Here is a 24565-nt window from a genome sequence, read left to right on the forward strand (position 1 = left end):
GTAAAAACTAAAAGTAAGCAAAGTTCATAGTTTTTGGTTTGTCAAAAAATGACATACTTTCGATCGAGTTTGTTATGCAGTCATTTCAAATTTGCGAAATATTGCATTGGTTTGCCAAAATAGGTCGAGTATTTTACAGGGATAGACGTTAGATTTCCATGGCAAGGCCTGTTTTTTCTGAAGGTTTAAGTGGATACTTTCTCGTTTACTCTAAACCCTCTGATTTCCTTATTGTGTTTGCCTAAAAGTACCTCAAATTCTGCTCGAACCATCTGAGTCTCTTCAGTTGGTTCAAACTCCATTAACTTGCCTAATCGCTTATCAAAGCTCAGCTGCTTTTTATAGTTCTCGTGTTCGGCTGGCATGTAAAGGTGCTTGTTGAGCAATGGTGGTCTGCGCTTCTCATCTACATAATCAAAGAAGTCGATATCTTGTTCTGCCATTTTTATTTTGATGCGCTCGACCAGAAATGGTACTGAGTGCTCGAAGTTGTCATAAGCAGTTAAGGTTAGCTTGCCTGACGTGATATGGATTTTGATTAAATCGATTTCTTCATCCAGTTCGCCATACATTTGTAAACCCGCACCTACGTATGTGCGCAGTAAGAGTGGTAAATCATCGATGTAGTCACGATGTAGGATAAGAGAGTGTCCCTCGTTCAATAAACTTGCAGGTAATTGCAGGTGGGCCTTTTCACATTGCGTGTTGATTAGGTCTGTATCGGATATCGCGAACAGCAATTCTGCTGCGAGGTTAAGTGCGGTTTTATAATCATCAAATAGAGCTTTGATATCGCGCTTGAGTGTTTCTGGTTGTTGCGTATAAGGTTTTCTCTTCTCAAACAGTCCCATCGCAAAGTAAAGCAACAGGTCTTCTTTGCGGCGCTTTTCTGCTTTTTCGAACTCTTCGGTGTCGAACATTTCTTGCAACAGACCAAACACTTTTTTATGTGAGCCAATAAGAGCTCTTGCTTCGTCTGATTGCTCAAATTCTTCGTTAACAGGTATACGACCAAGCGTTAAGCATGTGTTCCAAAATGCGTCGAACAGTTCTTGGTTTTGGGTGATGAGGAGCTTGGCTTTGTCTTTTGCTTCGACAGGCTGTGGAGAGGTGAGTTGCTGCCATTTATGGTGGCGCTGATATTTGCTTTGTAAGTACTGCTGCTCTTCGAGTTTATCTTTGAAGATGTAAAAAATGCCGGGTGCAACGGTAATGGCATCCTCTTGCAAACTGCGTTCAATATAAGCCTTTATCTCAGACTGAGCGTAATACTTTTGAAAGGTATTACGGGAAGTAATCACACCATCTTTGTAGGGTTTGAACTGGGCAATGTAGCTTTCGTTGGCAAGCATGACAGAAACAACGAGAAGCTTATCCGCTAGTTCCCAAGCGCCTAGCAGCGCATCTAAACGTTCATCTTGGTCTTCAATCACGTTTAGAACAAAGCCAAGGTTGACGATGTCTGAACTCACTTTGTCGTTATCAGGTTGAAAGTTAGGATCCCAGCCAAGTGCATCTAGCCCATGTGCCTCCAGTTCTCGTAAGTCATCACCGCGTCCGCAGCCATAATCAAAAATGGAATGAGAGCCTTCTAGGAAACCATGCTTTACCAGTGTTTTCATAGGTGCAGACAGTTCATGGCGAACGAGTGCCGTTTTGTGTCTATCAATTCCAGTTTCTTCGACTTGAGTGACAGCAGAGCTGCGGAACAAGCGCCCGTCGACAAGTTCATAGCCATGACGCGCAATGAGGTTTTCCCAAGAACGCTTAAACCCAATCAGTCGGCTATTTTCATACAGCCCCGCGTTTTCACCTTCTTGAGTGACTGAAGTGAAATGATCAAAGTGCTCACTTTCTGGCAAGATCATGGTCTCTTTGCGATGAAGGATCGGTGGGTTGTCAGAATCCGAGTAGCTTGTGATTTTATGGCTTAATTTAGATAGGTCGACGGTTAAGCTCTGTCTTAGTTCAGGGTAGGAGTCAGTGTAGAAGTCAGGGTAGTGAAGCAAAGATAGACGGAATTCTTTTTTAAACAGTTTCACTAGATTCCAGTGTTCATCATCTAGGCTAACGGCTTTTGCTACCGCAGGTATGAATTGAGTGAGTACTGTCGGTAGGGCGCTAAAGGCATCTTTATGAAGGTAGATAGCATCCGGCAATTGTTTCCCTACTTTGATCTGCGCAATAAGCTCAGCAAACTGTTCTTCATTCATTCCATGTCCTCGATGATGTTTCCTCGATTATAAGTTATCGAATAAGGCCCGTGTGGCGGTGCCTCTTGCACTTTTCTTGTTTACGCGAAGTCCATCACTGCGTTTTGCTCGAATCAGTGCATAGCGTGTGTTTTCAGGGCCGACACTGATGTGAATAGGGCGGTCTTTTCCGTAGAAGTAGAGGCGATCGAATTCGAGGTTCGTGCAAATGTATTTTGCGACTTCATCCATTCGCTGTTCATAACCTTGTACATAGAAGTCACAGGCAGCGCCATCTCGCTTGCAAATTCGATTTCCTTGGCTGTTGAGCTCCATGGAAGCATGCTGATCTATATCTGGGCCCATGTCTCTTGGGCTGTTTCTCAACAAAAAGCGAAGAAGTTTATGGTTGGTAAAGCCGTATGTGATAGTAAGCTCCCCAAGTTGGCTAAGCGGTTCTAATATGTGAGCTTGCAGCAACATCAGCTGTTCTTGAGAGACGTTCGATGGTGCATTCTCGCCAACAAATGCGCGATGTTTTTGTCGATACCAATTGATCATTGCGTCTTGCATCTTAGTTTTTATCTTAGGGTCAGTAAGGAAAGGTTACTGACTGACAAAATAGTTGCAGATTAGGTTGAAGTCGACTCTATTTTCCGTTTTCTGCGCCAAAGGTTTAGTACATTTTTAGTAGTTTCACGTCATCAATCATTAGTGGAGGGTGACGATGAAACTTTCTCATTCTGTTGGCTTAAAGGGCATCAACAAAAAGGCAGATGTTAAGTTAGTGCAAGAGGCGCTCAATCGAGCAACGATAGGTCCATTAAGGTTGCTGTCGGTAGATGGGGTATGTGGTGCGAACACACGGCAACGTATTTACTGGTTTCAAAAAGAGGTTTTGAAGTTTCGAAGGCCAGACTCTTTAATTGATGTGAAAGGTAAAACGTGGAAAGCGTTGTCGCTGTTTCTTGTTAAACCAAAAGAGCAGGCAAAGAGTTTTGCTTCTTTATTCTCTACTTCACACAACCAAGTCGTTGAGAAAGCGGAGCCAAGCATTCAGTCCATTCAAACTATTGCTTGGGGCGCAAAAGTCTCACCAGAGTTTAAGCAGAAGGTTCTGTTGGTGTGTAAGGAGTTGGATATTCACCCTGACTTTTTAATGGCTTGTATGGCGTTTGAAACTGGCGAGACGTTTAGCCCGAAAATAAAGAATGCCGCAGGAAGTGGGGCTACGGGTCTTATTCAGTTTATGCCAGCAACAGCCAAAGGGCTTGGGACAACGACCGAAAAATTGGCCAAAATGACTGCTGTTAAACAGCTTGATTATGTTAAGAAGTACTTTTGGCCGTATCGAAAGCGTATTAATAAGTTGGAAGATGTGTATATGGCCATTCTTTACCCCGCAGCAATTGGTAAATCGACTTCTTATGCGTTGTTCAAAAGAGGCACCATTGCTTACAAGCAGAACTCAGGCTTTGATAAAGACAAAGATGGCAATATCACATTAAGTGAAATTTCGAGCAAAGTGACAAGTAAGTACCACAAGGGATTACAAGCAGGGTATATAGGCTAGGATATGAACGAATTATTAAGCTCGCTTTTATTGAGTTTTGCTGCATCGACTTCGCTAACTCCTTCTTGGGATGGCTATTATGGATGTGAGTTAGATTTAGGTGAGAATGCAGCAGGTCAGAGTACATGGGCAGAATACGAACTGAGCATTTCGGAAGGCTCTTGTTCTCTTGAGGCAAAAGGCTTTCAGTTGGATGAGTCGATTGTGTGTTCGACGAGCGCTCAAGGCGATCGTTTAGATGTGCAGTTTAAATCCTATTCTAATGGGGATCTAAGTAACCTGTATGGTATTCAAGTTTACAGAGTTAACGAGACATTATTCTCGTTGGAGAGGGAACAAAAAGCGCTCTTAACGCATTGGCTGTCGTATTGGCCTGGAGAACCCGCACCGAAGTCCACATCGTGTTTTGAAAAGAAGTAACAGTTCAGCATCCTCAAATCATTCTCTTATCTTGGCGTTCAAATACTCAAGCCATCAACTCGTGAGCTATAACGCCAATTCATCTCTCTAAACACGTTGATTTCCAAAACTGTGTCTATAGTTTTAATAATGTAGTCATCAATGATTCTCCAACACGCCTCTAAAAAATGACTCAATACGGAGGGCGTTATGTTGTTTTTTCTCTCCTTAATTTGTATTGCGATCTTAGGCTATTTGGCTCAAACCACTGGGTTATGTATGGTGAGAGGAGTTAAAGAAGCTTCATCTGGTAAGCCAATGTTTCTATTGGCTATCATACTGAGCGGTACTTTATCTTGGATGGCAGTAGGTTTTGCTTATTTTTTCGATGAAGGTCGTCACTTTACGGCATTTCAACCCACGCTTTACTCTGCTCTTGGCGGTTTCTTATTTGGTCTTGGGGCGGCATTCAATAGTGGATGTGGCGTTTCAACAGTAAGTCGCCTTGCTCGCGGCGAGTTGGTCATGGTCTCAACGATACTTGGATGGTTTATCGCTTGGGTGTTTTTTTCTAGTTTGCTTCCGTCTAATGTGATTGGCCGAGAGATCACTCTTCCTCATTTGTATCGATATACCGCTTTAATTGGTTTATCTATTTTGTTGGTTGTGTTCGTTTGGAGACTCAATCGAGAAGACAAAGTGTTGTGGGCATCGATGCTTGGAATCGGAGTAATGGCAGGATTAGTGTTTATGAGCCGCACTGGACACCGAGTGGGCTGCTTAAAGACATGAGTCTTTCTATTTGGCATCAAAATGACATGAAGTGGCCTCAGTTTGAACGTTTTGCGTTAATGGCGGCATTAATCGGGGGCATGGTGATAGCAGCAATCGCGAAAAAATCTTTTGAATTTAGGCCTTCTGCAATTAAACATTACATGCGTCATTTGGCTGCTGGGATCTTGATGGGATTCGGTGCTGTGATGGCTGGTGGCGGTAATGATTCACAACTGTTGGTTGCATTACCTGCACTTTCTCCAGCAGGGTTGGTCGCAGTGTTGAGTATTATTGCCGGAATTTTCGTAGGGGTTAGAGCTGGGAAGTAGCATAACTTTGCCAAGCGAGTGAATACTTTTCCAACAACTCCATTTATTGATGTGATGTTTTCTATAAAGCTCATGGATCCAACTCACACTTTTGTGCTTCATAATTGATACTGATATTAAAAAAGTAAGAAATGGATTACAGTTTGGGAAATGTTTTCCAATTGTGGTTGTATCGTGAAAACGGTTTCTAAGCGCTTGTATAAGCTACTAAAAATAACAAAGCTTAAGCACAAAAAAGATAAGGTTTTTTCCTTTCCTAGTAGCCTGATACGTAAGAATCAGAAATTCCTGAAAATTTTCTCATCTTCGTCTTTATCCCTTAAGAAAAATGATGCTTCTCATGCATCTTTTTCACCCTCTTCTGTAGATGCCCTTGCCTGGGGAAATCGCGTTTCGTCTGATTTCAAAAGTAAAGTGAGCGACATTTCTCAAGAGCTCAATATTGATCCAAACCACTTGATGGCTTGTATGGCGTTTGAAACGGCAGAGACGTTTAGTCCGAGCATTAAAAATGGTTCTGGGAGTGGGGCAACAGGGCTTATTCAGTTTATGCCATCGACGGCAGAGGCGCTGGGAACCAGCACTAAGAAACTGGCCAAAATGAGTGCTATTGAACAGCTCGATTATGTCAAAGCGTACTTTATGCCTTACCGAAATCGCATGGCTTGTTTAGAAGACGTTTATATGGCGATCCTCTATCCGGCGGCAATTGGGAAACCGCATTCGCATGTATTGTTCAAACAAGGGTCGATCGCCTATCGCCAGAATGCGGGGATCGACCGTAAGAAGACGGGCAGGATTACCTTGGGTGATGTTTCTTACAAGGTGCGACGCAAACTAGAGAAGGGCATGCACCCTAACTTCCACGGCTAATTCTTTCATATTTTGGCGGAGGATCAGAACGTAGCTCCGCCATCCACTCTCAAATCATGCATGGTGATATGGCCTGATTTGTCACTGAGCAAAAATTCAATCGCGTTAGTGATGTCTTTGGCTTCGGCAATCTTGTTTAACGGAATACCCATGCGATGGGATGCTAAGTTGCCTTGAATCGTTTCTCGCTCGCCATAAGATTCATTCCACATCTGCTCTTGCATTGGCGTTCTGGTCGAGCCGGGGCTAACGATGTTGCAGCGAATGCAATGCTCTGCCAATTCTAATCCCAAACATTGCATCCACATGTGCAGGCCAGCTTTGGATGTGCAGTAGGCGGACATCTTAACGCGTGGTGTATCGGCCGCATTGGAACCTACGGCCACTATTGCGCCTTGCTTACTGTGTTTCACCAGCATTTTTGCCAGTTGCTGGGTGAGCAGCATTGTGCCTTTTAAATTGACGTCCAAGGTTTTGTTTAGTGCCTCTAAAGGCAGATCTAAAATGGATTCAAGGTGCAAAGTACCGGCACAAGTGACGATGTAATCGGGGATCAGTTGGTCTTGTTCTAGCTTTCGGCAGGCACTTTGCCGAGGTGGATTTGCCAGAGCAAAAAATCGAACAAGTGGTTGCGCAAGCTAAGCCTGCTGATGCGGCCATTCTTGACGTATTTAAGCAACACAATTTTGTTGGGATAGGTGATTATTACTGGAATAGTAGGTTCGGTGGGCAAAACGCCTATTTTCACTTACCAAAACATCGGCAAAGCGGAGATCAAAGGCATTGAACTAGAAGGTTGGTATGACATTACCGATAGCATCAACCTAAAAGGTAACTACACCTACACGGACGCGAAAGACAAGAGCAGTGGTGATAAGCTAACTAAAACACCTGAGCACTTGGCAAACCTGAATGTCAATTGGGAAGTCTTCGATTCATTCACCACCTTTGCCCGCGTGAACTACATTGGTAAACAAGTTATTACTAACCAAAGCCGTGAAAACAAAACGGTCGATGGCTATACGCTTGTTGGCTTGGGTGTGGGTTACGATTTCCAACAATTTAATCTAAAAGCGGGTTTGAACAACATCTTTGACGTCGAGTTAGATGATGAAGATGATTACTACGGTTACTCTGAGAAAGGCCGCAGTGCGTACGTAAGCGCAACGTACCTGTTCTAATTAGGCTGTTGGCCTTGTTGAACTGCTGGTTTTATTGAAACCTAAAATAGCCTCTACGCAGAGGCTATTTTTCATTTCTATCTCATGAATGTTTAACATTTAGCCTCAAGTTCTTTGACGGTTTCTGTGACTTTAACTTGGACGATACGATTACTCTTCACATGCAGTATCTCGAATCGCCAACGCTGATAGTCAACAGTTTCACCTTGAGTCGGTACTCGCCCGATTAACCAAGTCAAAAAGCCATTTAAGGTTTGAAAACCCTCACTCTCTTCACCCTCAATGACATTGAGTTCAAGTTTGTATTTCAGCTCGTTAAGCGGAATTAGAGCATCCATCAGCCAACTGCCGTCTTTCTGTTTTTTCGCCCAAATATGCTGTGGCGCCATGCCCAGCTCTCCCGCTATGGATTTGAGTAAATCATGGTGAGTGACCAAGCCTTGCACATCGCCATATTCATCGACGATAAAGACCATTTCGGTACTGGTTTGTTGCATATAGTTGAGCAGTGGTAAGCCTTTCATCGATTCTGGCACAAAGCGTGAACGTTTGAGCAACTTAGCCAAGCGAGAAATCGACAGCTCGTTGTATTCATCCAGCAAGACTTTGGAAGAAATCGTACCGATGATGTTGTCCAGTCCGCCTTTACACACTGGCCAAACGGAATGCTGCGTTTGACGCAAGTTTCTGAGCGTTTCTTCAAGGGGTAAATCGAGGTCGAGATAATGCATATCGCAGCGAGGCGTCATTAGCGAAAGTGCAAGGCGATCGTTGAGGTGCAGCAAATTACGGATCATCAGTTGTTCTTGCGGTTCAATCGCACCGCTTTCCGAGCCTTCACTCACCACGGCAAAAATGTCTTCTTCTGTGACCACCTCACCATTGTTATTTTGGCGCAGCAACTTGAGTAGTGCATCAGTAGAGGTCGTCAGCAGCATGACAAATGGTGTGGTCAGTTTCGCTAACCAATGAATAGGATAAGCGACGATAACCGCAATACGCTCGGCATTGTTTTGCGCAAAACGTTTTGGGACCAATTCGCCTATCACAATGGCGAAGTAGGTGATGACGACAACGACAATGGCGGTAGCGAGTACGGTGGCGACTTCGCGCTCGATACCTTGTGCGACGAGCCAGTGTTCAAACGGAACCGAGAGTGTGGCTTCACCAAAGATACCACTGAGAATACCGATCACTGTGATACCGATTTGGATGGTAGAGAGGAACTGTGTGGGATTGTTTTTTAGTTGTAAGGCGAGGCGGGCTGCAGCGCTGTGTTCGGCAAACTTTTTCAGTCGTCCGCTTTTAGCCGTGACCAAGGCAATCTCAGACATGGCAAACACACCATTGAGCGCGATTAATCCAACCAGTAATAAAATGTCCATGAAGTTTTCCAGTGATGCACACCGTTTCAGCATAGCTAGCTTTATCTAGCAGAAACGTGAAGTGGTGAATAAATCATCACGCTGTAACAATCAAATGCGCAATGAAAAGGATAGAATTTGTTTGTCGAGCCAACCAACTTGCTGGTGTGAATGATTCTGTTACTTAAGACGGATTCTGATACACTACGCGCCCATTTCTTCGTTGAGACGTTTCTATGCCATTTTCTAAGCTTGGTTTAAGCGCTCCTATCACAGATGCTGTGAAGGCGCTGGGTTATGAAAAACCGACTTCTATCCAACAAAAAGCCATTCCTATTGTTCTGCGTGGTCGCAACCTGATTGCCGCAGCACAAACAGGTACGGGTAAAACCGCCAGCTTTGTATTGCCAATCTTAGAAAAATTGAGCCAAGGTGAAACGCAACGTAAAAAGCGTGCACGTGCGATCATCCTAACGCCAACGCGCGAGCTTGCACTTCAAGTACACCAAAGCATCGAAGCTTACGGTAAGAACTTACCGTTGCGTTCAATGGCGATGTTTGGTGGTGTGGATTACGCACCGCAAAAACAAGCGCTGATTGACGGCGTTGATATTGTCGTAAGTACGCCAGGACGTTTGATTGACCTTTACGGTCAACGCGCCATTCACTTTGATGAAGTGGAAATGCTGGTGCTGGATGAAGCCGATAAAATGTTGGATATGGGCTTCATCGATTCGATCGATAAGATCGTCGATTGCATGCCAGAAGACATTCAAAGCTTGCTGTTCTCTGCGACGCTATCAAACCCAGTGCGTGATTTGGCGAAGAACGCGATTGTCGATCCTGAAGAAATCTCGATTGCGAAGCACAGCGCATCAAAATCAAACATCAAGCAGTGGATCACCACGGTTGATAAAGACATGAAGTCGTCATTATTGAGCCACATGCTAAACGAGAACGACTGGTCACAAGTATTGGTATTCATTGAAACCAAACACGGTGCAGCTAAGCTAGTGACTCAGTTAGAGAAGCGCGGCATCGTGGCTGAAGCGTTCCACAGTGGTCGCAACCAACGCGTTCGCCAAGAGCTGATTGGACAGTTCAAAGCGGGTGAAATTCAATATCTGGTTGCAACAGGAGTTGCGGCACGTGGTATCGATATCGACAACTTGCCAGTGGTGATCAACTACGATTTGCCATACCCGGCAGACGAATACGTGCACCGCATTGGTCGTACTGGTCGTGCTGGCGCGCAGGGTGAAGCGATTTCATTGGTATCGAAAGACGATTTCAAAAACCTATGCATGATTGAAAGCCGTCTTGGCCATTTATTAGAGCGTGTAGAAATTGAAGGTTTTGCACCAAGAAAGCCTGTTCCAATTTCAATTCTAAACTACGTGCCAAAGAACAAGCGAAAACCGCAAGATCAGCGTCCTCGTCGTGATAATGGCGACAAGCGCGATTCTAAATAATCTGCACGTTTGTTTTTGTATCAAACCTGTCTTCATAGAGATAAAGCCACATTTCGATGTGGCTTTTTTATTTTTGATTTCAGTCTATTACTTTTCATTTTTCGTTGGTGCATGCTTTCCATGGCAGACGAATTGGTGTTTGCTGGCTAAAAGCAGCGGTTTTGAATGGACGATGAATATGACCTCGCACTAAGTGTGAACTTGGTGGCTATTCTTTTGATTTACTTGCGAATAATTAGGAAAACTCAATCATTGTGTCTTACGCTTTACAGACATTGAGTGCGAAAGTCTGAGTTAGGGTTTTGTCAATTTTTTGTCGTCTTGTTTGCAGATGGTGAGGAATAGGCGCAGACTTTCGCGCCTGCTATTCAACGCATAAATGAGGCACGAATGAAAACGGGTGATAAGCAATTTGCGGTAATTGGTCTGGGTCGTTTTGGCTTGGCTGTTTGTAAAGAACTGCAGGATTCCGGCTCACAGGTTTTGGCGGTAGACATCAATGAAGACCGAGTGAAAGAGGCGGCGGGGTTCGTGAGTCAAGCCATCGTGGCAAACTGTACTCAAGAAGATACGGTAGCTGAACTCAAACTCGATGACTATGACATGGTTATGATTGCCATTGGTGCCGATGTGAATGCCAGCATTCTTGCGACGCTGATTGCGAAAGAGGCGGGCGTGAAATCGGTTTGGGTCAAAGCGAACGATCGCTTCCAAGCACGCGTGCTGCAAAAAATTGGTGCAGACCACATCATCATGCCTGAGCGTGATATGGGGATTCGTGTTGCGCGTAAGATGCTTGATAAACGCGTACTTGAGTTCCACCCACTTGGCAGCGGCTTAGCGATGACTGAGTTTGTCATTGGCTCGCGCTGGATGGGTAAAACCTTGGGTGACCTTGCGCTTTGCAAAGTGGAAGGCGTACAAGTGCTGGGCTTTAAACGTGGCCCAGAAATCACCAAAGCGCCTGATCTGAATTCCACATTAGAAATCGGCGACCTTATCATTGTCGTTGGCCCTCAAGACAAACTTGCGAGCAAGTTGAAATCACTATGAAGCAATTTCATCAGAGAGGCGTTTTTTACGTCCCAGATGGCAAACGAGATAAAGCGAAAGGTGGCGAACCGCGCATTATATTGCTGAGCTTTCTCGGTGTGTTATTGCCTTCTGCTGTACTGCTCACGCTACCAGTGTTCTCTGTTACCGGTTTATCACTGACCGATGCATTATTTACCGCAACCTCGGCCATCAGTGTGACCGGCCTAGGTGTGGTGGATACGGGTGAGCACTTCACATTAGCAGGTAAAATTCTGCTGATGTTTTTAATGCAAGTTGGTGGGTTAGGGCAAATGACCCTCTCTGCTGTCCTGCTTTACATGTTTGGGGTTCGTTTGAGCCTTCGACAGCAAGCGTTAGCGAAAGATGCATTGGGCCAAGATCGCCAAGTAAATCTACGTAAGTTGGTGAAGAAAATCGTTATCTTCGCGCTGATTGCAGAGACGATTGGCTTTCTTTTCCTTTCGTTTCGTTGGGTTCCTGAAATGGGTTGGCAAACAGGCATGTTCTATGCGCTGTTCCACTCTATCTCGGCCTTCAACAACGCGGGCTTTGCGCTCTTCTCCGATAGCATGATGAGCTTTGTGAATGACCCAGTGGTTATCTTTACGCTGGCAGGCTTGTTCATCTTTGGCGGTTTGGGTTTTACGGTCATCGGTGATTTGTGGCTGCATTGGCGCAGAGGTTTCCACTTCTTGCACCTGCACACCAAAATCATGCTGATTGCCACACCGGCATTGCTTGCTGTGGGCACAATCATGTTCTGGCTATTGGAAAGACACAATCCGAATACGATGGAGTCTCTACCAGTCGCTGGGCAGTGGCTCGCCGCCTTCTTCCAATCAGCGAGTGCGCGTACAGCGGGTTTCAACAGTGTCGATTTGGCGCAGTTCACTCAACCAGCGTTACTGGTAATGATTGTATTGATGCTTATCGGTGCGGGTTCTACCTCAACCGGTGGTGGTATTAAGGTATCGACCTTTGCTGTGGCATTTATGGCAACGTGGGCATTCTTGCGTCAGAAGAAACATGTGGTCATTTTCAAGCGTACCGTGAACTGGCAGACGGTAACTAAATCGTTGGCGATCATTGTGGTCAGTGGCGCTATCTTAACGACGGCGATGTTCTTACTGATGATCACGGAGAAAGCGGCCTTTGATAAGGTGATGTTTGAAACCATCTCAGCTTTTGCAACCGTAGGTTTGACTGCGGGTCTGACGGCAGAACTGTCTGAGCCGGGTAAATACATCATGATTGTGGTGATGATCATCGGACGTATCGGACCTTTGACGTTGGCGTATATGCTAGCGCGCCCTGAACCAACGTTGATCAAGTACCCAGAAGACAATGTCTTAACTGGTTAATAATAGATCTATTACTAGCAAACGATTACGCGAGTATGACGGTTAAACCGCTACTCGCGTTTTTTATAAATACATCAACAAAATGAGAATAATTTCGATTTATTTGCGATCGCAGTATTTCAATCTTTAACGATTTCTGTACTATTCCATAGTTCTTTCATATACAACTTATTGTTTTTATTTGCGTATGGAATGTGTGATCGCGCATCGAACTCATGGAGCCGTAGTTTGAAGTTCAAGACTCTAGCACTCACCATGCTGGCCACCGCTATCTCTGGTCAAAGCATGGCAACCACACCCCCTTCTCCTGTCTGGCAACCCGTTACTCTCAGCGATGGAACATCCAGTGATATTATTTTACGCGGAACCGCTGCGTTTCACTGGCATGAAGACAAGCAAGGCAATGCCCTGATCAAAAAAGATGGACATTGGTTCTTTGCAGAGATTAAACGTGAATCCGATTCTCCAATTTTGGTTTCAACGGGTGTAGAGAAAACACAATCAACGTCAGCACCAGAAGCTTCACAGCTTCGTCCGAGTGTGTTGGTTAAACCTGCTTTGTCTTCGTTAAGAACGATTGAGCCAAGAGCGCGTGCAAACCTGATGCGTCAACAAGCCCAAGGTTACCGAGCAATGAGCTCGTCAGGTGTGACAGAGCAACCTTTGCTGGTGGTGGAAGTCTCTTTCAATGACCAGAAAATGGTGCATGATTTTCAACAGCTAGTGTTTGGTGAGAACCGCCAAAGTGTTGTGGATTTCTACGATAAAAACTCAAAAGGCCAGTACCGAGTTGTACCAGCAAACGAGAACTATGGTACGACAAATGATGGTGTGATTAGCGTTACTGTGAATCAAAACCACCCAGACTGTAACAGTAATAGTCGTGGTGACGAGTGTGACGTAAAAACCAACGCAGTTTTTGCCGAGGCATATCAAAAGCTCGATCAATACATCAACTTGGCGCAATACGACACGAACAACAGCGGCAGTGTTGGTCCGACTGAGCTGTCAGTGATGTTTATTTTTGCGGGTGGTGATTTAGCCGCTAACCAAGTCGATCGTCCTTCTATTTGGCCGCATAAGTTTTCTCATGATGACGTGACGATTGATGGCACTGTCATCAGAGACTACTGCGTATTTGCTGATTTTCAGCTAACGCACCAATCGACACTGGGTGTGATAGTGCACGAGCTCGGCCACCTAATGTTAGGACTACCTGACTTGTACTCATACAGTGGCTCAGGCTCTATTGGCGAATGGGGTGTCATGGGCGGCGGTTCATGGGCAATGAAGCCTGGTGATAGCTACGCGGGTGATACGCCTGTAAACATGAGTGCTTGGAGCAAACATGCGGCTGGCTTTGTTGTCCCTCAGGTGGCTCACGGAAACGAACCTTTTTCATCGATTAAAAATGGCGAAGTGAAGCTGGTTTATCTCGACCCATATTTAAAAGAGCACGGCCCTCGAGTTTATCTTGAGAACCGAACTTATTCTGGTTACGACCGAGCGCTTGCTGGCGAAGGTATGCTGGTTACATCTGTCAACATCATGAACCGCTTCAATGACACGGGCGAAATGCAGGTTCAGATCATGCAGGCAGATGGCTATGGTGAGCTAGAAAGCCGTTGGGGAACCAGTGAGAGTGGTGACTTGTATCCGAACGGAGGCGTGTTCATTACAGACAGCACTAATCCGGGTTTTTATGACATTGCTGGTTTCAATACTGACGTAGCCATTTCGAACTTTGTAAGTAATGCCACCGATGCAGCTTTCTCTTTAGAGATGCCAAGCGAGCCAAATAAATCAGCATGGAAGAACTCATTTTACCGTGGTTTTATTTACCCGGGCTCTGATGATGCATTAGCGATTACTGTCGACCTCGGCGTTGACTCGGAACTGGATGGTTTACAACTGTTTGCTTCAACTAATATTTGGAGCAACACGATGAGCTACAAAGTATGGCGTTTCCCTGCGCCTGCATTTGAAAATTACAGCTTGTCGCTGCAAGAAAGCGACGCTCAGCTGTTGCAAGAGGGGGCGTTCGACTCGTCTTCACGCATTATCTTTAATCAGCCAAGTCAGTTAAGTGCGGGTAAACACCTTCTTCTCGTTGAAATTGAAGGTGGTATCTTCGAGACCAACTTCAACTTTGACAGTGAGCTAGCGACGGAGATTTCACCTTTGCCAACCATGTGGGCTGGCAGCAGTAGTGGTATTTACTCTTCAGGCTTATCACGACAAGGGTTCTCTTTTGTTCCTTTCGCGGCACTGTTTGATGTCGATGCCAGCAGCATTGTTGAAGCAAAATCGGATGCGATTGAAACCGACAAGAACGTGACTGCCGATCTTAACTTGATGTCCAACGACTTTATCGCACCAGGCTATCACTTTAGTGTTGAGTACACGCAACAACCGACACATGGCACCATCAATGATGATCAATATGTGCCTAAAACTAACTTCGTAGGTAGTGATAGCTTCCAGTATCGTTTGGTGTCTTCGGATGGCTCTTTCTCGTCTCAACCTGTTACGGTTCAAGTGACGGTGAACGGACAAAACGACGCACCAACTGCAAGTGTGGAAGCTGACACGAGCAGCATGAGTACCAATGGCCAAGGAAGCCTGTCTGCGGTATCAAGCACTGACCCTGATGGTGATGCGCTTGAATACGCTTGGCAGCAAACCGCAGGTACGGATGCGACGCTTTCTGACGCAAACACGGCAGAGGCGAGCTTTACGGTTGCACAGGGCACCAAAGCTGGTGAGGTTCTGACATTCCAAGTAACGGTCAAAGACCCAAGCGGTTTGTCTTCAACCGCCAATGTGGACGTCGAAGTGGTAAACACTGCTCCAATCACCACTCAAGATGTGACAAGTGTGGAGGAAGGTAAGAGCATCACCATTGATGTGTTATCGAATGATTATGACTTAAACAACGACTCTCTAACACTTCAGTCGGTAAATAATCCGTCTGGTGTGGGTACTGCCAGTGTGGTTAACGGCAAGGTTCTTTACCAAGCTCCTGAAGAGGGTGTGGCAAATGTACAACTGCAGTACACCGTGTCTGACGGTAATGGTGGCACTGCGACAGGGTCAGTGAATGTTTCTGTTGTTGCTTCAGTTAACAGTGTGAGCTTCGAAAGCTCTGATAGCGGCGGTAGTGTCTCTTACTGGTCGCTCGTGTTGTTGGCATTGTTAGGTTGGCGTCGTCGCGCTTAAGCTTTAATTTCCAATACTGTTAAGCCACTCATTTGTCTTTAAGCTACCGAACGATTCTGAACATTGAGCGCGCTAAATTCAAAGGTGTGCCTGACTCTCAAAACGATGCTTATGAGTTTCGTGGTTAATTGAAACTCATACTTGCCCCATGATTACTGATGGTTCGTGGGGCACGCTTCCAACTTCTTTTTCTCTCCTAATAACCCAAACCTCTTCGTGAATCGTAAATACCCATGAATAATTCGTGGCTGAAGGTGACCTTACACACAGCTTATACTGTTGGTTAGGAAGTCGTTTATTAAGGAACCGCTATGTCCGTTTGGGAAGGTGTGAATTTTACCCATCGATTCAGTGAACTGCCGTCGGCATTTTTTACCTATGTTACGCCGCAGCTTTTAGATAACACTCGCTGGGTGGTGTGGAATGGTGAGTTCGCGCAGCAATTCGGTTTACCTGCAACCGAAAACGAAGAGTTGTTGAATGTGTTTGCCGGACAAAAAGAACTTGCGCCATTTGCTCCTCTGGCAATGAAGTACGCGGGTCATCAATTTGGTGTGTACAACCCGGACTTGGGTGACGGTCGTGGTTTGCTGTTCGCTGAAATGCAGCACCAAGATGGCACTTGGTTCGACATTCACCTCAAAGGGGCGGGTCTTACACCTTATTCTCGAATGGGCGATGGCCGAGCGGTATTGCGTTCTACGATACGAGAATACTTGTGCAGTGAGGCCATGGCGGGGCTTGGCATTCCCACTACCAGAGCGTTGGGTATGATGGACAGTGATACACCCGTTTACCGCGAGAAGATGGAATACGGAGCGCTACTGATTCGTGTTGCAGAAACCCACATTCGTTTTGGTCACTTCGAGCACTTCTTCTACACCAATCAACTTGCTGAGCAAAAGCTGCTCGCTGACAAAGTGATTGAGTGGCATTTCCCTGAGTGCTATCAAGCGGAAAAGCCATACGCAGCCATGTTTGAGTCTGTTGTGGAGAAAACCGCAGAGATGATTGCGTACTGGCAAGCTTATGGTTTTGCCCATGGCGTAATGAATACTGACAACATGTCGATATTAGGACAAACCTTTGATTACGGGCCGTTTGGCTTCCTCGATGACTATGATCCTAATTACATCTGCAACCACTCGGATTACCAAGGTCGTTACGCCTTTGAACAGCAACCGCGTATTGCACTGTGGAATCTCTCTGCTTTGGCGCACTCCTTGTCGCCTCTTGTACAGAGAGAAGATCTTGAGGCCGCTTTAGGGAAATTTGAAGTGCGTCTGAGTCAAAAATTCAGTGAGTTGATGCGTGCCAAACTCGGTCTTCACACTAAGGTGGACGAAGACGGCCGCTTATTCGAAGCCATGTTTGAATTGTTGAACCAAAACAAAGCTGACTACACTCGCTTCTTCCGTGAGTTATCTAACCTCGACATGAAGTCGCCTCAAGCTGTGATTGATTTGTTTATTGATCGAGAAGCGGCAAGTGCATGGGTAGACTTATATCTCGCTCGCTGTGAGTTAGAAGTGGACGAGCACGGTGAGCGCGTATCAGCACAAATTCGCTGTGAAAAGATGCGTCGAACGAATCCGAAATACATCTTACGTAACTACCTAGCTCAACTTGCCATTGATAAGGCAGAGAAAGGGGACTTCAGTGAAGTAAAGCGACTGGCTGAGCTATTAAAGCGCCCTTATGATGAACAGCCCGAGTTTGATGATTATGCCAAGTTGCCTCCTGAGTGGGGTAAGAAAATGGAAATCAGCTGTTCTTCTTAATGTGTCATTTTCCACCCATCTCGTTGGTTCGTGTGGGTGGATTTGACCCCTTATCTTCACCCATGATTCCTCATTGCTATTTAAGTGGCTGACTAATAAGGAATAATTAACTTGGTCTGCAACTTGCTCTTTGTTGAACATCCGTACCCATTACCCTCTACCGATTTAGGTACTCATGGAAAGGATGGGATGTGATTCAACAAGGAGAATAATAATGTTTAAGCCTCTAACCCTATTGTCTGTTTCTGCTCTGGCTATCACTAGCTTTAACGCTGCCGCAAACTGTGACCCTGGTGAAACCGTGATCAAGTTCAGTCACGTAACCAATACAGATAAGCATCCAAAAGGCATTGCTGCTTCGTTACTGGAAAAGCGCGTGAACGAAGAGATGAATGGCAAAGTCTGTATGCAGGTTTTCCCTAACTCGACACTGTACGATGATAACAAGGTGCTTGAAGCGCTACTTAATGGTGATGTTCAACTCGCTGCCCCTTCTCTTTCAAAGTTTGAGAAATTCACCAAGAAGTACCGCATCTTTGACCTTCCTTTCCTATTCGAGGATGTGGCGGCTGTTGACCGTTTCCAAAACTCGGAATCAGGTGAAAAGCTGAAAAACGCAATGAAACGACGTGGTCTACAGGGCTTGGCTTTCTGGCATAACGGTATGAAGCAAATGTCTGCCAATAAGCCACTGATGGTGCCAAGCGATGCCGAAGGTTTGAAGTTCCGTGTACAAGCTTCAGACGTATTGGTTGCTCAGTTCGAACAGCTTGGTGCAAACCCACAAAAGATGTCTTTCAAAGAAGTATACGGTGGCCTTCAAACTAAGGTTATCGATGGCCAAGAAAATACGTGGTCGAACATTTACGGTAAGAAATTCTTCGAGGTACAAGATGGCATTACCGAAACCAACCACGGCATTCTGGACTACCTAGTGGTGACATCGAACGACTTCTGGAAAAACCTGCCAGACGATCAGCGTGAACAACTGAATACCATCATTCAAGAAGTGACGGCTCAACGTAACGCTGAATCAACCAAAGTGAACCTAGCGAATAAGAACAACATCATCGAAGCGGGTGGTGTGGTACGTACCCTAACGCCAGAACAGCGCCAAGAGTGGGTAACTGCACTGCAACCTGTGTGGAAGAAGTTCGAGAAAGACATTGGTTCAGACCTTATCGATGCAGCACTCGCATCCAATCAATAATCCGCTCGCCCAAGCTTTTTGGGTGAACAAGTAAAAATACAAAGCACTACGATTGGCCCTCGTGTACTCATTCATGGGGAGAGGGCCCTTTTCTCCCAATAATGACGTGATGTAATTATGGAACAGACTTTTTTTGCCAAGGCAGGGCGAATCACCGATGCCATTGAAGAGACGCTGATTGCGTTCTTTCTTGGCGCGATGACGTTGCTGACGTTTGCCAATGTGATTTTTCGCTATGTCTTCAACGACAATATTCTTTGGGCGTTGGAATTGACGGTGTTCATGTTCGCATGGATGGTGTTGGTCGGTGCATCTTATGGTGTGAAGAAGCATTTTCACATCGGTGTCGATGTCATCATCAATATGGTGTCTGAGCCTAAACGAAAAATCCTCGCACTGCTCGCAGCCGCTGGTTGCCTAGCGTTTTCCATTCTGCTTTTGGTTGGCTCCTGGAACTACTGGTATCCGTTTGTCACCGAGCGAGCGTGGTATGAAACCGACGATATTCCGATGCCAGAGATGTTTCAGTTTCTCGCCGATTGGCTCAATGAAGGTGAGCGCTACGAGAAGCTGCCTCGCTTTATTCCTTATTTTGCTCTGCCCCTTGGTATGGCGCTACTCACTTTCCGTTTTGTGCAAATCACTTGGCAGATCGCAACAGGCAAACTGGACCGCTTGATTGCAGGTCATGAAGCTGAGGAAGAGTTAGAAGCGTTAAAAGAAGAACTCAGTGAAGCCGCAGACGCGATTCCGAATGGTTCTTCATCATCAGATCGCAAGGAGCAATAAATCATGGATATTTTGTTTTTATTCTTGATGGTGATTGGCTTCATGTTGATCGGTGTGCCAATTGCTGTCTCGCTGGGTCTTTCCAGTATTCTTTTCTTACTAATGCACTCGGATGCGTCTTTGGCTTCCGTTGCCCAAACACTGTTTAACGCGTTTGCTGGCCACTACACTTTGTTAGCGATTCCTTTCTTTATTTTGGCCTCAAGCTTTATGTCTACCGGCGGTGTTGCCAAGCGCATTATCCGCTTTGCAATTGCTATTGTCGGCTGGTTCCGCGGCGGTTTAGCCATGGCATCAGTCGTGGCATGTATGATGTTTGCTGCGCTATCGGGTTCGTCTCCTGCAACGGTAGTAGCGATTGGTAGCATCGTTATCGCTGGTATGATCAAGAATGGTTACTCGAAAGAGTTTGCGGCGGGTGTTATCTGTAATGCGGGTACGCTGGGCATTTTGATCCCACCTTCGATCGTGATGGTGGTGTATGCCGCTGCAACGGACGTGTCGGTTGGGCGCATGTTCCTTGGTGGCGTCATTCCGGGCCTGCTTGCGGGTGTGATGTTGATGATCGCGATTTACATTGCCGCGAGAATCAAGAACCTGCCAAAACAACCTTTTGTCGGTTGGAAAGAAACCTTCGATGCCGCCAAAGACGCAAGTTGGGGTTTATTGCTGGTGGTGATCATCCTTGGTGGTATCTACGGCGGTATCTTTACGCCGACAGAAGCGGCGGCGGTGGCGGCGGTGTATTCATTCTTCATTGCTAACTTTGTTTACAAAGACATGGGACCTTTTGCCGACAAGCAGAATACCAAACCTGCATTGGTTAAAATCTTCCAAACGTTTGTTCATAAAGATACCAAGCATACGCTTTATGAAGCAGGCAAACTGACCATCATGCTGTTGTTCATCATTGCTAATGCTCTGATTCTTAAGCACGTGCTTACCGAAGAACGCATCCCGCAAATGATCACCGAATCTATGCTGTCAGCGGGTCTTGGGCCGATTACCTTCTTAATTGTGGTTAACGTCTTGCTACTGATTGGCGGTCAGTTCATGGAGCCATCTGGCTTGCTCATCATCGTCGCGCCGTTGGTGTTCCCAATCGCGATTGCACTGGGTATTGACCCGATCCACCTTGGCATCATGATGGTGGTGAACATGGAGATAGGCATGATAACGCCACCTGTAGGGCTCAACTTATTTGTGACTGCTGGGGTAGCGAAGATGTCGATGATGAATGTGGTGAAAGCGGCACTGCCATGGGTGGCGGTGATGTTCCTCTTCCTCATTATCGTAACGTACGTGCCTTGGGTATCCACTTGGCTACCAACGACGTTGATGGGACCAGAAATCATCACCAAGTAGCGACATAGCAAGTAAACCTAATTCGCTGTTGATGAAAACAAAAAGAGGTGTGACTATTCACACCTCTTCGTCTATTGATTTGTAGGTAGGTCTGCGCGGGTCTGGCTTTACTCTACGCTCGTAACCATGCCACTTCTTTTTGTTCTTACGCCGGTCTTCTCCCGAACGCCTCTCTTCTTGATAATGCCCATCGATCATCACGGTATCGGTGATAACGGGGATTCTAATTTTCTCTGTCATATCCGCATGAACCATCAATCCGTTGTTACAAAAAGTATGATTCAAGTTGGATATAACGACAAACCGTAAACGGCGTTTTATTTATATAGATCCTTATCTATCTGATAGCGTTGCATTTTGTCGTACAGGGTTTTTCGAGGCACATTCAATTGTTCCATGGTTTGTTTGATGCTGCCGCTGTTCTCTAGTAAAGCGCTTTCTATCGCGGCTTTTTCAAATTCTGCCACTTGTTCAGCAAGGCTAGATGGAGATGAAGATGGAGAAGTCGAGGCGGTATCTCCCAATTGGATTAATTTACCGAGTAGGACAAACCGTTCAGCCGCATTTCGTAGTTCGCGCACATTACCCGGCCAATCATGCGCCATTAATTGAGCCAAATCTTGTGAGGAGAGACTAGGGGAGGTTTTGCCGTAACGAGACGCGGCAACCAATAAAAAGTGATGGAACAGCGCAGGAATGTCCTCTTTGCGCTCGCGCATTGGCGGTAGATCGAGAGTGACCACATTGAGGCGATAATAAAGATCCTGACGAAATGTGCCTTCCTCTGCCGCTTGTTTTAAGTCGACCTTAGTAGCGGCAATGACGCGAATATCCAACGGCAGCAATTCGTTGGAGCCAACACGCTCAATCACTCTTTCTTGAAGCACCCGCAGCAAACGGATTTGTGCCTGAATCGGCATCGATTCGATTTCATCCAAAAACAGTGTGCCGCCCTGAGCAAATTCAAACTTACCAATTCGGCGACTTTCCGCTCCAGTAAACGCGCCTTTCTCGTGCCCGTACAACTCACTCTCAATCAGGTTTTCCGGTACGGCGCCGCAGTTTACGGCGACAAAGTTATGGTTGCGACGAGCGCTTTGTTCATGCAATGAACGGGCAATCAGCTCTTTACCTGTGCCCGTTTCTCCAAACAGCAAGATATCCGCATTGGTATCGGCAATGTGAGTGATAGTTTCACGCAGCATTTGGATACTCGCGGTTTCGCCAATGATTCGCGGACCAAGGGTTTTACTTGCTTTGAGTGACTGGCGCAGTTTTTCGTTTTCATTGGTGAGCTTTCGCTTCTCAATGGCCCGCTTAACGGTTTCCACTAGGTGCTCTGGCGCAAAAGGTTTCTCGATAAAATCGTAAGCGCCCTGATGGAGAGCTTGTACGGCCATGGAGATATCGCCGTGTCCGGTGATCATGATGACGGGGAGGTTTGCATCGCGCTGAGTAAGTGTGGTCAGCAAGTCCATGCCAGAAATTCCCGGTAAGCAGATGTCGGTGATCACGACGCCCGCTTCTTCGCCTTGCTGCATGGCAATTAAAGCCGATTCAGCATCCGGAAAAAACTTGGCATCGATATCCGCCAATTCAAAGGTTTGCTCGATGGCGAGTCTGAGATCGGCTTCGTCGTCAATAAAAAACACCTGACACATGGTCTCATCCTTCTGGTTGTGCGGCGATTGGTGAAGCAATAGGTAAGCAGAGTGAGAATCGAGCACCGCCTTGTTCTCGATTCTGAGCGCTTAATTTGCCGTTCATTCCGGCTAAGATTTGTTGTGATATAGAAAGCCCCAACCCCAAGCCGTTTTGTTTGTTGGTGAGGAAAGGTTCACACAGTTCTGAAAGGGTAAAATCGCCAAGTCCTGTGCCGTTGTCATCCACATGAATCCATACGAGTTTGGCCTCTCTGTCTTGCTCTACAGAGAGCACAACTTGTTTGTCGTCATGCTCCTTAAGCGCCTCTATCGCATTGGTGAGTAAGTTTACTAACACTTGTTCTAACTGGATGGTATTGATCTGCACTTCTACATCCTGCTCCAGCAAATTCGTATCCAAGGTTACGCGAGCTGATTTCAGTGCTGGCTTCATCAACTCTTTTACTGAAGCGATAACCGGTAAAAGATGAGTGTGTACCAATTCATTGCCACTGGTTTTCTTCGCGAATGAGCGCAACTGCTGACTGATGTTCGCCATCCGGTCGGTAAGGGCAGAGATGCGAGTGAGGTTGTCCTCGACACGTTCGAACTTTTCTTTTTCTAGGAACAGTTTACCGTTCTCAGCGAAACTACGAATAGCCGCCAATGGATTGTTGAGTTCATGGCTGATGCTGGCCGACATTTGCCCCAACACCGCTAACTTGGCCGCTTGAACCAATTCATCTTGAGTCTGACGAAGGGTTTGTTCGGTTTCGCTGCGTTGAGCAATCTCGGCTTGTAACTCAGCGGTACGCGCCATCACTTGGTATTCCAGTTTTTGATTGGCTTCTTGTTGAATCCGTTCCAGTTGAAGGTGACGCTGTTGGCGGTGATAGATAAGTTGACCAACCAAAAACAACACAGTGAAGACAAGCGTCAAGACGAGCAAATAGCCCATCGTTATCCATATCACGGACTGCTTTGGAGACAATACTCGAATTGTGAGTTTGAGATCTTTCAAAGGAAGAGAAGAGATCACCAAGGTTCCTTTGTTGTATGGGTAGCCTTGCTTCGCCTCTGTGTGAGTTAACTCCATATCGCCGACAAAGCCCAGAGATTCAATCGTGGTATCTAAATACTGGCGACTGGCCCAAACTTCAGCAGCTTTTGGTTCGTCGAGTGGTTGTAAGCTTTTGAATAGCCAATCACTACGACTGCTCATAAAAATAATGCCGTTTGGGTCACTCGCAACAAAGATGCTTTTCGGCTGCTGCCAATTGTCTTCTATCTTGCTTAAATCCATTTTGACTACAACAACGCCTAAAACGCCTCCTGCATACACAAGAGGGTAGGAGTAGTAATAACCACGCTTTCCTGAGGTAGAGCCCAGCGCATAGTATTCCGCTCGCTGACCAATAATCGCCTGTTTGAAGTAAGGACGGAAAGCGAAGTTGCGGCCAATAAACGAACGCTCTTTACGCCAGTTACTGGCTGCGATCGTTGTGCCCCATTTGTCGATCAAATAAGTGTCTGCCGCAGCAATAACATCATTGACGGACTCTAAGTACCGATTAGTGATTTCTAGCTGTGCACTGTTGTTCGGATTGAGCAGCGCTTCAACCAAAGGTTCGTCTTTTGAAAGTAGGTGAGGGATGTGGGCGTACTTGTCTAACTTGTTTTGAATGTGGCTAGAAAAACGCTCCAATTGGGATTGGTGTTTATCGAGCAAGGACTGGTAGCTGGCATTCCAAACCCAATGTCCGCCGGCGAACGCGCAAAGGAAATAGAAGGCGAAAAAAATCAGTAGAATACGGTTTCTTTGCGACATCCTTACGCTCCTTGCTACCTTCCCTTTAACCACATAAGAAAATGTTAATGGTTTGTAGGAATGAATAGGGATTTAGTTTCCAACTCTGTGGAGTAAAACAAGAGCAAGATCTCTTTTTAGGCTTTTCAATAAAAAAAGCTGTCGATTCTCTTGAAA

General features: G+C 45.9%; 17 protein-coding genes and 3 pseudogenes. 13 read left to right on the top strand and 7 right to left on the bottom strand.

All coding sequences use genetic code 11. The features are described 5' to 3' along the window. Positions 1-185: 185 nt before the first annotated feature. Together QTO06_RS11860 and QTO06_RS11865 are read right to left on the bottom strand one after the other, a co-directional pair. Complete coding sequence (locus QTO06_RS11860) at positions 186-2213, bottom strand: DNA phosphorothioation-associated putative methyltransferase (RefSeq protein WP_331408209.1); 2028 nt, start codon at positions 2211-2213, stop codon at positions 186-188. A gap of 27 nt (positions 2214-2240) precedes the next feature. Next, the gene (locus tag QTO06_RS11865) at positions 2241-2765 is read right to left on the bottom strand and encodes a hypothetical protein (protein ID WP_331408210.1); all 525 of its coding nucleotides are present in this window, start codon (positions 2763-2765) and stop codon (positions 2241-2243) included. Positions 2766-2919: 154 nt separating this feature from the next. Here QTO06_RS11865 and QTO06_RS11870 point away from each other — a divergent pair, with 154 nt between their 5' ends. From QTO06_RS11870 to QTO06_RS11885, 4 genes and pseudogenes are all read left to right on the top strand, one after another. Further along, positions 2920-3765 carry a hypothetical protein gene (locus QTO06_RS11870; protein ID WP_331408211.1) on the top strand — a complete coding sequence of 282 codons (846 nt, stop codon included), beginning with the start codon at positions 2920-2922 and terminating at the stop codon, positions 3763-3765. A 3-nt stretch (positions 3766-3768) separates the two neighbouring features. Next, a complete protein-coding gene (locus QTO06_RS11875) occupies positions 3769-4185 on the top strand; it encodes a DUF5991 domain-containing protein (RefSeq protein ID WP_331408212.1) in 417 nt (138 codons plus the stop codon). A 297-nt stretch (positions 4186-4482) separates the two neighbouring features. Next, a pseudogene (locus QTO06_RS11880) lies at positions 4483-5267 on the top strand (YeeE/YedE thiosulfate transporter family protein). 150 nt (positions 5268-5417) lie between these two features. Continuing rightward, positions 5418-6140, top strand: coding sequence for a transglycosylase SLT domain-containing protein (locus QTO06_RS11885; RefSeq protein ID WP_331408213.1), 723 nt, complete (start codon positions 5418-5420; stop codon positions 6138-6140). 23 nt (positions 6141-6163) lie between these two features. Here QTO06_RS11885 and QTO06_RS11890 read toward each other — a convergent pair. Then, positions 6164-6730: pseudogene (locus QTO06_RS11890) on the bottom strand (SDR family oxidoreductase); the annotation flags it as partial. 114 nt (positions 6731-6844) lie between these two features. Here QTO06_RS11890 and QTO06_RS11895 point away from each other — a divergent pair. Further along, positions 6845-7321, top strand: a pseudogene (locus tag QTO06_RS11895) (TonB-dependent receptor domain-containing protein); the annotation flags it as partial. Between the two features lie 92 nt (positions 7322-7413). Here QTO06_RS11895 and QTO06_RS11900 read toward each other — a convergent pair. Beyond that, positions 7414-8739 (bottom strand): hemolysin family protein, encoded by a 1326-nt coding sequence (locus QTO06_RS11900; protein WP_331408214.1) that lies wholly within the window; start codon positions 8737-8739, stop codon positions 7414-7416. A 182-nt stretch (positions 8740-8921) separates the two neighbouring features. On the opposite strand from QTO06_RS11900, the gene QTO06_RS11905 reads away from it, so the two are divergent. The 8 genes from QTO06_RS11905 (at position 8922) to QTO06_RS11940 (ending at position 20938) form a co-directional block, all read left to right on the top strand. Then, positions 8922-10157: a DEAD/DEAH box helicase gene (locus QTO06_RS11905; protein ID WP_331408216.1), complete on the top strand. Its 1236-nt coding sequence runs from the start codon at positions 8922-8924 to the stop codon at positions 10155-10157. Positions 10158-10547: 390 nt separating this feature from the next. Beyond that, on the top strand, positions 10548-11210 hold the full coding sequence (locus QTO06_RS11910; protein ID WP_005430853.1) for a potassium channel family protein: 663 nt from the start codon (positions 10548-10550) through the stop codon (positions 11208-11210). Beyond that, a complete protein-coding gene (locus tag QTO06_RS11915) occupies positions 11207-12574 on the top strand; it encodes a TrkH family potassium uptake protein (RefSeq protein WP_331408218.1) in 1368 nt (455 codons plus the stop codon). Before QTO06_RS11910 ends, QTO06_RS11915 begins: the two co-directional genes overlap by 4 nt. Positions 12575-12802: 228 nt before the next feature. Further along, a complete protein-coding gene (locus QTO06_RS11920; RefSeq protein ID WP_331408219.1) occupies positions 12803-15793 on the top strand; it encodes a M6 family metalloprotease domain-containing protein in 2991 nt (996 codons plus the stop codon). Between the two features lie 311 nt (positions 15794-16104). Further along, a complete protein-coding gene (locus QTO06_RS11925) occupies positions 16105-17574 on the top strand; it encodes a protein adenylyltransferase SelO (RefSeq protein WP_331408220.1) in 1470 nt (489 codons plus the stop codon). A gap of 214 nt (positions 17575-17788) precedes the next feature. After that, complete coding sequence (locus QTO06_RS11930; RefSeq protein ID WP_020196010.1) at positions 17789-18784, top strand: TRAP transporter substrate-binding protein; 996 nt, start codon at positions 17789-17791, stop codon at positions 18782-18784. A gap of 117 nt (positions 18785-18901) precedes the next feature. Then, positions 18902-19573 (top strand): TRAP transporter small permease, encoded by a 672-nt coding sequence (locus tag QTO06_RS11935; RefSeq protein ID WP_039841497.1) that lies wholly within the window; start codon positions 18902-18904, stop codon positions 19571-19573. 3 nt (positions 19574-19576) lie between these two features. After that, positions 19577-20938, top strand: a complete 1362-nt coding sequence (locus tag QTO06_RS11940) for a TRAP transporter large permease (protein ID WP_005437607.1) — start codon at positions 19577-19579, stop codon at positions 20936-20938. Positions 20939-20995: 57 nt separating this feature from the next. Here QTO06_RS11940 and QTO06_RS11945 read toward each other — a convergent pair whose 3' ends face one another. From QTO06_RS11945 to QTO06_RS11955, 3 genes are all read right to left on the bottom strand, one after another. Further along, positions 20996-21178, bottom strand: a complete 183-nt coding sequence (locus tag QTO06_RS11945; RefSeq protein ID WP_020196008.1) for a hypothetical protein — start codon at positions 21176-21178, stop codon at positions 20996-20998. 77 nt (positions 21179-21255) lie between these two features. Further along, on the bottom strand, positions 21256-22599 hold the full coding sequence (locus tag QTO06_RS11950; RefSeq protein ID WP_331408221.1) for a sigma-54-dependent transcriptional regulator: 1344 nt from the start codon (positions 22597-22599) through the stop codon (positions 21256-21258). Between the two features lie 4 nt (positions 22600-22603). Next, complete coding sequence (locus tag QTO06_RS11955) at positions 22604-24409, bottom strand: sensor histidine kinase (protein ID WP_331408222.1); 1806 nt, start codon at positions 24407-24409, stop codon at positions 22604-22606. Between the last annotated feature and the right edge of the window lie 156 nt (positions 24410-24565).

Origin of the sequence: Vibrio sp. M260121 (genome assembly GCF_036533715.1) — a bacterium.
GTDB lineage: Bacteria > Pseudomonadota > Gammaproteobacteria > Enterobacterales > Vibrionaceae > Vibrio.